The organism is Arcobacter sp. AHV-9/2010 (genome assembly GCF_004116575.1).
In the GTDB taxonomy this organism is placed as follows: Bacteria; Campylobacterota; Campylobacteria; order Campylobacterales; family Arcobacteraceae; genus Aliarcobacter; species Aliarcobacter skirrowii.
Genome location: NZ_PDKH01000001.1, coordinates 367,424 through 380,866, shown reverse-complemented (window position 1 = coordinate 380,866; position 13,443 = coordinate 367,424). Strand labels below are relative to the sequence as shown.

At 29.9% G+C, this 13,443-nt stretch carries 13 protein-coding genes; 3 read left to right on the top strand and 10 right to left on the bottom strand.

The features are described from left to right. Positions 1–3 precede the first annotated feature (3 nt). Genes CRU94_RS02015 through trpS form a run of 3 tightly spaced genes read right to left on the bottom strand, consistent with a single transcriptional unit; the run spans position 4 to position 2,355 of the window. Positions 4–1,056 (bottom strand): AI-2E family transporter, encoded by a 1,053-nt coding sequence (locus CRU94_RS02015; protein WP_258237353.1) that lies wholly within the window; start codon positions 1,054–1,056, stop codon positions 4–6. 15 nt (positions 1,057–1,071) lie between these two features. After that, positions 1,072–1,335: a hypothetical protein gene (locus tag CRU94_RS02010; protein ID WP_129105153.1), complete on the bottom strand. Its 264-nt coding sequence runs from the start codon at positions 1,333–1,335 to the stop codon at positions 1,072–1,074. Positions 1,336–1,389: 54 nt separating this feature from the next. Continuing rightward, positions 1,390–2,355, bottom strand: a complete 966-nt coding sequence (trpS, locus tag CRU94_RS02005) for a tryptophan--tRNA ligase (protein ID WP_129105152.1) — start codon at positions 2,353–2,355, stop codon at positions 1,390–1,392. A gap of 176 nt (positions 2,356–2,531) precedes the next feature. Here trpS and CRU94_RS02000 point away from each other — a divergent pair, with 176 nt between their 5' ends. From CRU94_RS02000 to serS, 3 genes are all read left to right on the top strand, one after another. After that, positions 2,532–4,028: a SulP family inorganic anion transporter gene (locus CRU94_RS02000; RefSeq protein WP_129105151.1), complete on the top strand. Its 1,497-nt coding sequence runs from the start codon at positions 2,532–2,534 to the stop codon at positions 4,026–4,028. Beyond that, positions 4,029–4,868, top strand: coding sequence for a universal stress protein (locus CRU94_RS01995; RefSeq protein WP_129105150.1), 840 nt, complete (start codon positions 4,029–4,031; stop codon positions 4,866–4,868). Positions 4,869–4,986: 118 nt separating this feature from the next. Continuing rightward, positions 4,987–6,228: a serine--tRNA ligase gene (serS, locus tag CRU94_RS01990; RefSeq protein WP_129105149.1), complete on the top strand. Its 1,242-nt coding sequence runs from the start codon at positions 4,987–4,989 to the stop codon at positions 6,226–6,228. A gap of 330 nt (positions 6,229–6,558) precedes the next feature. Here serS and CRU94_RS01985 read toward each other — a convergent pair whose 3' ends face one another. The 7 genes from CRU94_RS01985 to napA are packed head-to-tail and all read right to left on the bottom strand — an operon-like array spanning position 6,559 to position 13,414. After that, entirely contained in the window at positions 6,559–6,945 is a 387-nt protein-coding gene (locus CRU94_RS01985) for a chaperone NapD (protein WP_129105148.1), read from the bottom strand. 10 nt (positions 6,946–6,955) lie between these two features. Next, positions 6,956–7,903 (bottom strand): WD40 repeat domain-containing protein, encoded by a 948-nt coding sequence (locus tag CRU94_RS01980; protein WP_129105147.1) that lies wholly within the window; start codon positions 7,901–7,903, stop codon positions 6,956–6,958. Position 7,904: 1 nt separating this feature from the next. Continuing rightward, on the bottom strand, positions 7,905–8,378 hold the full coding sequence (locus CRU94_RS01975) for a ferredoxin-type protein NapF (protein ID WP_129105146.1): 474 nt from the start codon (positions 8,376–8,378) through the stop codon (positions 7,905–7,907). Between the two features lie 2 nt (positions 8,379–8,380). After that, a complete protein-coding gene (locus CRU94_RS01970; protein WP_129105145.1) occupies positions 8,381–8,992 on the bottom strand; it encodes a nitrate reductase cytochrome c-type subunit in 612 nt (203 codons plus the stop codon). Further along, the gene (gene napH, locus CRU94_RS01965) at positions 8,989–9,795 is read right to left on the bottom strand and encodes a quinol dehydrogenase ferredoxin subunit NapH (RefSeq protein WP_129105144.1); all 807 of its coding nucleotides are present in this window, start codon (positions 9,793–9,795) and stop codon (positions 8,989–8,991) included. Before napH ends, CRU94_RS01970 begins: the two co-directional genes overlap by 4 nt. Continuing rightward, positions 9,788–10,594: a ferredoxin-type protein NapG gene (napG, locus tag CRU94_RS01960; protein WP_129105143.1), complete on the bottom strand. Its 807-nt coding sequence runs from the start codon at positions 10,592–10,594 to the stop codon at positions 9,788–9,790. Before napG ends, napH begins: the two co-directional genes overlap by 8 nt. 9 nt (positions 10,595–10,603) lie before the next feature. After that, complete coding sequence (napA, locus tag CRU94_RS01955; protein ID WP_129105142.1) at positions 10,604–13,414, bottom strand: nitrate reductase catalytic subunit NapA; 2,811 nt, start codon at positions 13,412–13,414, stop codon at positions 10,604–10,606. Between the last annotated feature and the right edge of the window lie 29 nt (positions 13,415–13,443).

Below are 13,443 nucleotides of genomic sequence, written 5' to 3'. Positions count from 1 at the left end.
AAACTATTTTATATTAGATTTAGCTTTTTTTCTCGATAAATTAGACATTAAAATACCAAGCCAACGGCTATTTGAGTTTGAATCAAAAGCTATTTTTAGAGTCATAGTTATTGGAACTGCTAAAAACATCCCAACAATTCCTAAAATATAACCCCAAAATATCAAAGAGAAAAATATTACTAAAGGTGATAATCCAAGCTCTCTTCCCATTAGCTTTGGTTCTAAAATATTACTAATAGAGATATTAATTGCCATATAAAGTACAATTACCCATATAGTTGATGTAATATCAAGATTCATCAAAGCTAAAAGTATTGCAGGAATAGAGGCTACTATTGAACCAATAACTGGAACAAAGTTAAATAGCATTGCTATAACTCCCCATAAAACTGGATAATCAACTCCAAAAAGCATTAACATCAAAGTAACTATAAATCCTGTTAGAAAACTTGTAAAAGATTTAACTACAAAATATTTTTGAATGTTATATGAGAATAGATTAAAATGTTCTAGTTTTTTTGAGTTATTTCTAAAGATTACTTTTAGTTTTGTTTGAAAAGATTTTGACTCTGCAAGAATAAATGCAACTCCAATAATTACCAATAAAAATTGAGATAAAAATGTTCCAATACTTCCAATAATATTTTTAGTTACACCAAAAAAAGAGCCAAAATTTAAAACTTCCATTATTTTTGCTCTATCAATCTCTATTTCAAATCCATAATTTTGAACAAGGTGAATAGAGTTTAAAATCAAATTTTTTAGTTTCTCTTCATAAAGTGGAAGATTTGTTAAAAAATCTTTTAAAGAGATATTTACTACATAAACAAACATAAATCCAACTATTAAAACAATCAAAGCTAGAATCAAATATGAGATTATTTTTGGTATTTTTCTCTTTTTTAGTAGATTTAAAACAGATGAGAATATAGAAGATATAAAAATAGCTAAAAATAGTATAACTACAACTTCACTTGCCATTTTAACTCCAGCAATAATTACTACAAAACTAGCAAAATAGAAAAAATAGTTTTTTAAATTTATTGCATCCATCATCTGTTTATCCTTTTTCTATTTTTCTAAATGATTTTTTAGTAAAAGTTTAAGCTCACTAATATCATCTCTTAGCTCTTTTATCTCTTTATTTAGACTATTATCTTGTAATTGTATCTTATCTATTATATTTTGCTCCTCCTCTTTGTTTAAAATAGCTATATCATCAACAATTATTGCTACAACTAAATTTATCATTACAAAAGTTACTACAAATATAAATGGAACAAAGAAAACCCAAGAATAAGGATAAATATCCATTATAGCTATTACAATTCCCATAAACTAAAACTTCTAAAGTCATAATTTTAAATAATAGATTAAAAAACTATAGATTTAAATTAAGCCGACTATTTCTCTAATTTCTCTTATTTTTTCACTTGCTATTTTTCTTGCTTTACTAGCTCCAAACTCCAAAATATCACGAACCTCTTTTTTATTATTTAAGTAATACTCTCTTTTCTCTTCATAAGGTTTAAAATAGTCATTTATCTTTTCAAGAAGTGTTAGTTTAAAGTGACCATAACCTTCACCTGGTGTTTCATATCTTTTTTGTAAATCTTTTAACTCATCTGTAGACATAAATAGTTTTGAAATATTATAGATATTGCAGTTTTCCCACTCTTTTGGCTCATCAAGCTCTTTTGAATCAGTTACAATTTTCATAACCTGTTTTTTTCTCTCTTTAGTACTTGTAAACATATCAATTGTGTTGTTATATGATTTACTCATTTTAGCTCCATCAGTTCCTAAAACTGTTGCAACATTTTCATCAACTTTTGCAGTTGGTAAAACAAAAATATCTTTTTTGTATGCATGATTAAAAGAAGTTGCAATATCTCTTGTCATCTCAACATGTTGTATTTGATCTTTTCCAACTGGAACAATATTTGAATCAAAAAGTAAAATATCAGCAGCCATTAAAACTGGATATGAAAAAAGCCCATGACTTGCACTAATTCCTCTTGAAGTTTTATCTTTGTATGAGTGAGCTCTCTCTAATAATCCCATAGAAGTGTGATTTGATAATATCCAGTAAAGTTCAAGCACCTCTTTAACATCGTGTTGTATCCAAAATGTTGATTTCTCAATATCCATTCCAAGAGCCAAAAAATTTATAGCAGCTTCATAAGAGTTTTTCTCTAAAAACTCTTTATCTTTTACACTTGTTAGTGCATGATATGAAGCTATAAAAGCAAATAGTTCACCATCATTTTGTGACTCTATCATCTTTTTTACCATACCAAAATAGTTTCCTATATGAATTGTTCCTGATGGTTGAATACCTGATAAAATTCTCAAATTAAATCCTTTTAAATAGTTAAAAATTTATTTTATTTGAAGCGATTATATCAAAAGTAGCTAAAAGCATTAGTAAATCTATTAAAGAGGGCTTAATCTTTTTTTAGTATAATCCTTGCCTTCTATTTATTTCAAAAATATTAACTTTCATTTAATTTAAATCAATAAGGAACTATATGGTACAAAGATACTTCAATAAAGATGAATGGTTTTCAAATATAAAAGCAGATACTCTTTCAGGTCTTGTAGTAGCTCTTGCACTAATACCTGAAGCAATTGCTTTTTCAATTATCGCAGGAGTTGATCCAAAAGTTGGACTTTATGCTTCATTTTGTATTGCAGTTGTTATAGCTTTTGTGGGAGGACGACCTGCAATGATTAGTGCTGCAACTGGAGCAATGGCACTTTTAATGGTTACTCTTGTAAAAGAACACGGTCTTCAATACTTATTTGCAGCTACAATCTTAACAGGAGTTATTCAGATAATTTTGGCATATATGCAAGTTGCAAAGCTTATGAGTTTTGTAGCCCGTGCTGTTGTAGTTGGATTTGTAAATGCTTTGGCAATTTTAATATTTATGGCTCAACTTCCAGAACTAACTAATGTAACTTGGCATGTTTATGCACTTACAATTGTTGGACTTGGAATCATATACTTATTTCCTTATATTCCAAAAATAGGAAAAATAGTTCCATCTCCCTTGGTTACAATTGTTGTTTTAACTATTTTTGTATATTTTGTGGGTTGGGATGTAAGAGATGTAGGAGATATGGGAGAACTTCCTGATACTTTACCTATATTTTTATGGCCTGATGTTCCTTTTAATTTAGAAACCTTATTTATTATACTTCCTTATTCTCTTGCTTTAGCAGTTGTTGGATTATTAGAGACTTTTATGACAACAACAATAGTTGATGAACTAACAGATAGTTCAAGTGATAAAACAAAAGAGGCAAGAGGTCAAGGAGTTGCAAATATAGCCTCTGGATGCATTGGTGGAATGGCTGGTTGTGCAATGATTGGGCAATCAATTATAAATGTAAAATCAGGAGGAAGAGGAAGATTATCTACATTTATAGCTGGTTTTTTCTTACTTATAATGGTTGTATTTTTAAGTGATATTATCTCTATTATTCCTATGGCTGCTTTGGTTGCAGTTATGATTATGGTCTCTATTGGAACATTTGATTGGGCTTCAATAAAAAATCTAAAAACTCTACCACTCTCTACAAATATCGTAATGATCTCAACTGTTATTGTTACTATTTATACTCACAATTTAGCTCTTGGAGTAATAACAGGAGTTTTGTTTGCTTCACTATTTTTTGCAAATAAGATTTCACATTTTATGTCTTGTGAGACTTCATACAATGAAGATAAAAGTATCAAAACTTATAAGTTTGTGGGGCAAATATTTTTTAATAGTGCAGATAGATTTTATGAAAGCATTAATTTTAAAGAGGTTTTAGATAGAGTAATTATAGATGTTTCAAAAGCTCATTTTTGGGATATTTCTGCTGTTTATGCACTTGATAAAGCAGTTATAAAACTAAGACGCAAGGGCTCTATTGTTGAAGTTATTGGACAAAATGAAGCAAGTAAAACTATCATTGATAGATTTGGTATACATAACAAAGCTGAAATGTTAGAAAAAGCAGTTAAAGGAGAGTAAGTGAATAAAGTATTAGTTTGCATTGATGGTTCAGATTTTTCAAAAGCAGTTTGTGATTATGGAGTTTTTATAGCCAAAAATCTTAATTTGCCACTTGTTTTACTAAATGTAATTGAGCATTCAAAAATTTCAAATCTAGTCGATTTTTCAGGAAATATTGGTTTTGGTGCAAAAGATGTACTACTTGAGATGTTAGTTGATGAAGATGCTAAAAGAAGTCAAGAGGAGATTTTAAAAGGTAAAGCTATTTTAAAACAGATGCAAGAGTATGTTAAATCAAAAGATTTCTCAAATTTCACAACTCTTCAAAGACATGGAACTTTGTATGAGACTTTAGATGAGTTAGAAAGTGATTTAAAAATTGCAATTATTGGTTTAAATGGTGAAAATAGTAAAGATATTGGATCTAATGTTGAGGAGTTAATTAGAACTTTAAATATTCCAATCTTACTTGTAAATAGTGAATTTAAACCTATAAAATCTATTTTAATGGCATATGATGGAAGCTCTTATGCCAAAAAATCAATTGATATTGCCGTAAAAAATCCAATATTTCCAAATACAAAAAGATACATTGTAAATGTAAATAGTGATAAAAATGATTCAAATAGAGTTTTAAACGAAGCTAGTTTGATATTCAAAAATGCAAATATAGATTCTGAAATATTATCTTTAAGTGGAGATAAATTAGAAGCTATTTTAAATTATCAACAAAGCATAAATGCTGATATTATAGCTATGGGAGCTTATAGCCATAATAGATTTAGAAGTGCAATTTTTGGAAGTTTTACAACAAATATGATTTTAAAATCAAAGGTTCCTTTGTTACTTTTTAGATAAGATTCAAAGAGATGTAGAAATTATTGTAACTTAGTTGCATCTTAGAGTTACTAAGTTTTTCAGCCTAAATATTTGCTTTTTTAGATATAATTGCCCAAAAATTAAAAAAAGAGCCTATATGATTGATATAAAACTATTACAAAATGATTTTGAAAAAAGTAGCCAACTATTAGAGAAAAAAGGAGTTTCTAAAGATATTTTAGAAGCTCTTAAAGTTTTATCACAAAAAACAAAGATAAAAAGACAAGAGCAAGAAGAGACAACAGCAAAACAAAATGTTTTGTCAAAAGAGTTTCCAAGATACAAAAAAGAGAATCTTGATACTACTAAACTTCAAGAAGAGATAAATAGTCTAAAAGAAAAAAAACAAGAGCTTGAAGATGAAGTTAGAGCTTTAGAAGATGAGTTGTCTGCACTTGCTTTAACTGTTCCAAATTTTCCTGATGAGGATGTTCCTTTTGGAGTTGATGAGAGTGAGAATCTTGTTTTAGAAGTAGTTGGAGAGAAACCAAACTTCTGTTTTGAGCCAAAAGAGCACTGGGATTTGTCATGTGATTGGTTGGATTTTCAAAGAGGTGTAAAACTAGCAAAATCAAGATTCACAGCACTTAAAAATGATGGTGCTAGACTTGAGCGAGCTTTAATAAACTATATGCTCGATTTTAATAGAGCAAGAGGATTTAATGAGTGGTATGTACCATTTATGGTAAATTCAAATATGCTTATAGGAACTGGACAACTTCCAAAATTTGAAGAAGATCTATTTAAAATAGAGGGTGAAGATCTATATTTAATTCCAACTGCTGAGGTTAGTCTTACAAATTTATATAATGATGAAATTATTGATAAAAGTGAACTACCACTTCTACTCACTTCTTATACACCATGCTTTAGAAAAGAGGCGGGAAGTGCAGGGCGAGATACAAGAGGTCTTATAAGACAACATCAGTTTGATAAGGTTGAGATGGTTGCTATTACTTCACAAGAGCAATCAGATGAGGTTTTCAATAAAATGGTTGAGTGTGCAAGTGATTTATTAACTTCATTAGGACTTTGTCATCAAAAAGTTAAACTTTGTAGTGGCGATTTAGGTTTTGGAGCAGCAGTTACTATAGATTTAGAAGTTTGGCTTCCTGGACAAAATAAATTTAGAGAAATATCATCAATCTCAAATACAAGAGATTTTCAAGCAAGAAGGGCAAAAATTAGATACAAAGATGATAAGAAAAATATATTAGCACACACTTTAAATGGTTCAAGTTTAGCAGTTGGAAGAACTTTGGTTGCTATTATGGAAAACTATCAACAAGCCGATGGAAGTGTAAAAATTCCTGAGGTATTAAAACCATATTTAAAATAAGATAAAAAATGTACAGTTTTTTAAGAGCTTAGGAGTTGCTCTTAAAAAATAAAATCTTCTTTAATTTCTTTGGAGAAAAAAGGGGCTTGAGAGATACCCCTTTTGGATACTTAGGTTTTAAATTCTATAATACTTTTTCATAACCTAAGATTTTAATAGAACGACCTTTTTAAGAGACTTTACCTTAAAATTGCTACATTTTAACTAAGGAGAGATAAGTTTGGTAAAGTCTCTTGATCAGTGAAATAATACTCTTACAAAACTTAAAGTTTGCTATTTTAATGCTACTTTTATTCTAAAATTTAAAATTTTTCCAAAAATTTTTTTAATTTAAAGCTCTTTTTTATCAAACTCTTTTGCAAAACCTATTAAATCTTTTCTTTTTAAATCGCCTCTATAAACAATATCTTCAACATTAATATCTTTATCATTTAAAACTTTTGGAACGGCATCTGAATTATCTAAAACTTGCATATGACGGCTTAGCTCCTCTTCACTATAACTCATCTGCATATCAGCGCTTATTACATTTGGAATGGCTTCAATAACTTTAAGTTTTTTAAGCTCATCTTCAACATTTTCACCCTCTATTGTAATGATAACTCTTCCTTTTTCATCATGCATATGATAGTCACAAACACCTGACTTTTTAAGATTTTCAATCACACTTTCTAAATTTTTTGGTAAAGTTGTTACAACAATACTTGAAATATTCATTTTTTTTCCTTTAATTAAGATTATAAAAATTTATTCTAGAATCATCACTTGAGATAATAATTTGATTTTCATTTAAAAATAGAATTTTTGTTAAAATCGCTCTATTTTTTGTTAAAATAAATTTATCCTCTTTTGATTCTATATCAAAAACAACCGCATCATTATTTTCATTAAGTAGCATACAAGCTAGTTTTGAACTGGGACTTAAAGCTCCAGCATAAACTAAAAAATCAAATGGTTTATAAAAAGGTTTTTTAGAGTTTGTAAAATAAAAAGATGCTCTTCTATCTTGTCCAGCTCCTAAAATAGTATCTTTTTTAATATCAACTTGAAAAACTCTATCTACATTTTGTCCTTTAAACTCTTTTATTTTTTTGAAACTTTTTGAGTCAAATTGTGTTATTACACCACTTTCATCTGTAGTAACAAAACTTTTTTTATCACTGCTTATATTAAAATCTGAAAAAGATGATTGAGAAACTTGAATCTGTTTTAGGATTTTACTGTTTTTTATATCATATAAAAATATTTGATTTGATAAAAGCGCATAAATAATATGTTCATCATCCAAAAATTTTGCTTTTGCAATAAAAAGCCTATTTTTTGAACTTACAATATTGTTTAATTTTCCATTTTCATAAATAAATATATCTCTCCCACCATTTTCTCCTTGAGATAGAATTAATACTTTTTCATTTAAAAAATCAATGCTATAAATTTTTGATTCAATAATCTCTTGCATAAAATCTTTAATATTTGGAATTTTTATAGATTTTTGAAGCTCTTTTTTCTTTATATCAAAGATATCTACTCTTCCTTTAGAGCTTGCAATATATATTCTCTCTTCTTCAACAACAAAATCAGTCGCCATTCCATCAATTTCTAAAAAAAATTGCGGCTCTAGCTCTTTTGAATTTAAAAAGAGAATAAGAGTGAAAAATATAAAAAATTTAAACATTTTAAACTACCTTTATAGAGTTAGTTGGACAAACTTTTATACAAAACCCACAACTTGTACAATTATCATTTATAATAGGTTTAAAAATACCCTCAAAATTTATTGCATTTTCTAAACATGGATCTTTACATGAAAAGCACATAGTTTGGTTCCAAGATAGACAAGTTTTAGTATCTATTTGAATTTTTGCATCTATATTTGATTTATACTTTATATCTAAAACTTCCATATTACAAGCTTTTGCACAAAGATCACAATATGTACAACCTGAGTTTGAAAAGTTTAAGCTAGGAGTTTTATCTTCTAAAATAGAAATAATATTCTCTTCACAAACTTTACTACAGCTTTTTTCCAAGCAGTCTATACAATTTGTGAAAAAAATATCTCTATTTTTATAATAAGGAGGTCTAATAATACTCTCTTGCTCTTTTTTGAAAGGTTTAGCAAGAGAGCTAAAAAGCTCTCTTCTATTCATATCTATTTAACACCCTCTTCAATAACATCAAGTAGATTTGATTTATCATTTAAATCACTACTTCTAAACTCTGTTACAAAATTATTTTCAGGTACAATTTCACTTTGAGACTGAGGAGCGTGACACGCTGAACAGTTAAATCTAGCATTTGATAAGTGATCAAGTGGTTTTACAACAGTTTTTATATCACTACTATTCTCTACAATTTTTCCATCTCTTTGAAGTTGACCTTTTTTGTCTAAATTTACATCTTCTCTAAAGCTAGTAAAATGAGATTTTGGAATAGGAGTTGCTCCCATGGCTTCAGCAATCATTGGATCGTGACAAGCTGTACACTGATTATTATCAATTGTAATTGGAAGCATCCCTTCTACATCGTGAGAAATCATTGGTGGAGCATTCTCAAAAGCTCTTTTTATTTTTGTACTTGCTCCTGCTGGATCAGTTAAATATTTAGTCTCATCTGATACAACTTTAGATTCATCAAGTAAATCAGCTTCTCTTAGTCCAAAACTTTGATTCTCTTGAGATTTAGTTTTACTATTGTCATTATTAAAACAAGCAGTAAAAGTTCCTGCAATAATTAAAATTAAAGCAAATTTTACTAATTTCATTTTTTCTCCTTTAAATATCTTCTTAATTCAAAATTTAGTGCATCATCTTCGCACACTTCTATACATCTTCCACAATTTGTACACTCATCAAGTACAGCTTCACTACTTTTATTTATCATATGTAAAACTTGTATTTCAGGGCAAACAACTTTGCACTTCATACAGTTTGTACATTTATTGTGATTATGATGAACTCTTATTAGACTAAATCTTCCAATTAGTGAGTAAAATCCACCAAGAGGACAAATATGTCCACACCAACCATTTTTTAAAACAAACAGATCAAACAAAAATATTACAATCATTGTTGCAAGTCCAAATCCAAGACCAAATATCAAACCTCTATGAACCATTGATACAGGAGAGATTAACTCAAAAGCTGCAACACCCATAAAATATGAGATGATAAAACTAATTAAAATTAGCCAATATCTTAAATATCTATTTGCTGGTTGCTTTTTTTGAACTTCATCAAATTTAAAAACTCTTCTTAAAAAGTTTGCACTATCTGTAATTATATTTACAGGACAAACCCAAGAGCAAAATGCTCGTCCCCCAATAGTAAAATAGAAAATTGCAACAATAAAAGCCCCAAGAGCTATATCAAAAGATATAACTGCTCCTGCAAAAAGCATTTGTAAAACTGCAAATGGATCACTTAATGGAATGGTTTCTAAAACTAAAGAGCTACTTAGATTTCCCATTAAATAGTTAATTCCATAAATATTTGCCAATATATACAAAAGCATAATAGATATTTGAGTAACTCTTCTAGCAATTAAAAATCTATATTTTTTAATCATTTAGTAACTCCTTCATACCACTATTTAATGAGTCAATTGCACTCTCTTTACTTATGTTTGTTTTTGTCTTTTCTGATGTTGCATTTTTTAATCTTTGCTCATCTTCATCATCCCAACCTTTTATATAGTGGTCACCAACTTTTCCAAGTGCAATTTCTCTTGGAAGAACAAAAATTGCTGGTTTTTCAGTAATACATGCTTTTTCACAAAGTCCACAACCTGTACAAATATCACTATCAACAACAGGTTTTAAGAATGCATGTTTCCCAGTTCTTTCATTTTTTTCATATACTATATTTATAGCTTCACCCAAAAGTGGACAAGCTCTATAACAAGCATCACACTGTATTCCCCAAAAAGCTACACAAGATTTTACATCTACAACGGCAACTCCCATTTGCATCTGTCTTATCTCAAAAGCTCCTTGAGAATCTTTTACAAGCTTTTCATCAAGTGCATCTGTAGGACAAATAGGAACACAAGGAATATCAACACACATATAACAAGGAGTCTCTCTGGGAACAAAGTATGGAGTTCCTAAAGGTAAATTATCCCCTGGCTTTGCCAGTTTTAGTGTGTCAAAAGGGCATGCCTCAACACAAAGTCCACATTTAATACAAGTAGCTAAAAAGTCATCCTCTTTTAGAGCTGCTGGTGGTCGAAGTATTAAGTTACTAGCTTTTACCTCACTTAAATATGCACTCCATGTTAAACTACCAAGAACAACTAGACCAATAGTTCTAGCACTTTTTAGAATAAATTTTCTTCTATTCTCTTGATAGTTTTTAACTATATTCATCTTTAATCCTTATGCTTTATAAATTTTTACAGCACATTTTTTAAAGTCAGTTTGTCCTGATTGTGGACAAGTATAATCTGCACAAACTTTATTTATAAATACCTTCTCATCAAACCAAGGAACAAATACTAAACCACGACTAGGTCTATTTCTTCCTCTTGTTTCAACTCTTGCTTTTACTTTTCCTCTTCTTGATTCTACCCAACAAAGTTCTCCTTGTTTTACACCATATTTATTTGCATCTTCAGGGTGCATATAACAAAGTGCTTCAGGAACTGCACGATATAGTTCAGGAACTCTCATAGTCATAGTTCCACTATGCCAGTGTTCTAAAACTCTTCCAGTGCTAAGCCAAACTGGATACTCTTCATTTGGAATTTCAGGTGGATCCATATATGGTCTTGCAAATATTTTTGCTTTATTTTTTAAAGATTTTTTAGCTTGATCTTTAACTCCAAGCAAATCACCTTGTGCTAACTCTTTTGCTAGTGTTCCATAGAACGCAAAATCACTATTTGGATTTGCTTTTTTTGCATATGGATCATATTTTGTATTAAATCTCCATGATGTCTCTTTTCCATCTACAACTGGCCATTTAAGACCTCTAACTCTATGATATGTATCAAAATCTGCTAAATCGTGTGCATGTCCTCTTCCAAAATCAGCATACTCTTCAAATAGATATTTTTGAATAAAGAAACCATACCCTTTCCATGGTTTTCCATCACTTCCAATTACATTTCTTTTATCTCCAAATGCTTCTGTGTTGTCAAACCCAGCTTGAATTTCATCATTTAAATCAGCTTTGTATGATTTAGCTTTTTCATTTGCAAATAAAATCTCATACATAGTTGTATCTTCATTGTATCCCATAGCTTTTGCAGCTTCAATAATACTTGGAAGTTTTACTTCATTGTTTGTGCTAAGAAGAGATTGCTCTCCCCAAACATCTTTTACTGTAAATCTTTTTGATAATTCAACCCATTGCCAAGTATCACTCATAGAATCTCCAACAGGAATAACTTGTTGTCTCCATAATTGAGTTCTTCTTTCAGCATTTCCATATCCACCCCATTTTTCATAAATCATAGCAGATGGTAAAACAAGATCTGATACTTTTGCACTAATTCCAGGATAAGCATCACTTGTAACAATAAAGTTATCCATCTCTCTTGCTGCTTTTATCCAATGTGTTGCACTTGCTGTATCTTGGTATGGATTACAAACATTTACCCAAGCAAATTTAATATTTCCATCCTCTATATCTCTATGAATTTTCATAATATGTTGGTGACCTTTTGGATTGATTGTTCCAAGTGGTACATTCCATGCTTTTTCAGTAATTTCTCTATGTTTTGGGTTTTCATTCATCATATCAGCTGGAAGTCTGTGTGTAAATGTTCCAACTTCTCTAGCTGTTCCACAAGCACTTGGTTGTCCTGTTAGTGAGAATGCACCGCTTCCTGGTTTTGCTTGTTTATTTAGTAAGAAGTGAACATTATATGAAAGTGTATTTACCCAAGTTCCTCTTGTGTGTTGATTCATTCCCATAGTCCAAAAACTAACAACTTTTCTATCTTTTTCAATATACCAATCTGCTAATTGTTGAAGTTTTTTCTTAAATACTTCAATATCTTCATCAGGGTCACCTTTTGAGATTTTTGCAACATAATCAAGTGTATAAGGCTCTAAAGATTTTTTATACTCTTCAAAACTAATCTCCCAGTGAGCAAGACCTGTATTTTTATGAGTCATTTTATCACCAGCTTTATATCCATAAGGTGCAAGTGCTGGAGCTTCAGTATCAGATACAATAGTTTGCATCTCTTTGCTTATAGTTTCCATTTCAGCTTTAGAGTATTTTCCATCTTTTATTGATTTCTCATCACTTCTTCTCATTCCATAACCAATATTAACAGGACTTGCTGCAAATACTATATGCTCTTTAATAAAATCCCAATCAATAGCTTCAGGTCTATTGTAAACAATCTCTCTTGCTATATAGTTCCAAAGTGCTAAATCTGTATTTGGAGTAAAAATAATCTCTAAATCAGCAATATCAGAAGTTCTATGTCTATATGTTGAAATATTTATAACTTTAACTTTCTCTGGATTACTAAGTTTTCTATCAGTTACTCTTGACCATAAAATTGGGTGCATCTCTGCCATATTTGAACCCCAACAAACAACTGTGTCTGTTAGTTCAATATCATCATAACAACCACTTGGCTCATCAATACCAAATGTTTGATAAAAACCAACAACAGCACTTGCCATACAGTGTCTTGCATTTGGATCAATAGCATTTGATCTAAACCCAGCTTTCATCATTTTAAGTGCTGCATAACCTTCCATAATAGTATATTGACCACTTGCAAATACAGCAACCCCTTCAGGACCTTTCTCTTTTAGTGCAATTTTGATATGTTTTTCCATCTCATCAAAAGCTCTTTCCCAAGAGATAGGTGCAAAGTTACCTTTTTTATCAAATTCACCTTTTTTATTTACCCTTAACAAAGGAGTTTTTAATCTATCTGCTCCATACATAATTTTTGCATTAAAGTAACCTTTGATACAGTTAAGCCCTCTATTAACTGGAGCTGCTGGGTCACCTTTAACTGCAACAATTTTTCCCTCTTTTGTTGCAAGCATAATTCCACAACCTGTACCACAAAATCTACAAGCTGCTTTATCCCAACGCCAACCACTCTCAGCTACATTTGCTTGTGCCTTTAAATCTGTTGGTACACTCATACCAATAGCTGCTGCTGCACTTGCTGCTGCTGAACTTTTTAGAAAATCTCTTCGTGAAAGCGACATCTATTCTCCTTTGAAATAAATTTTTAAAC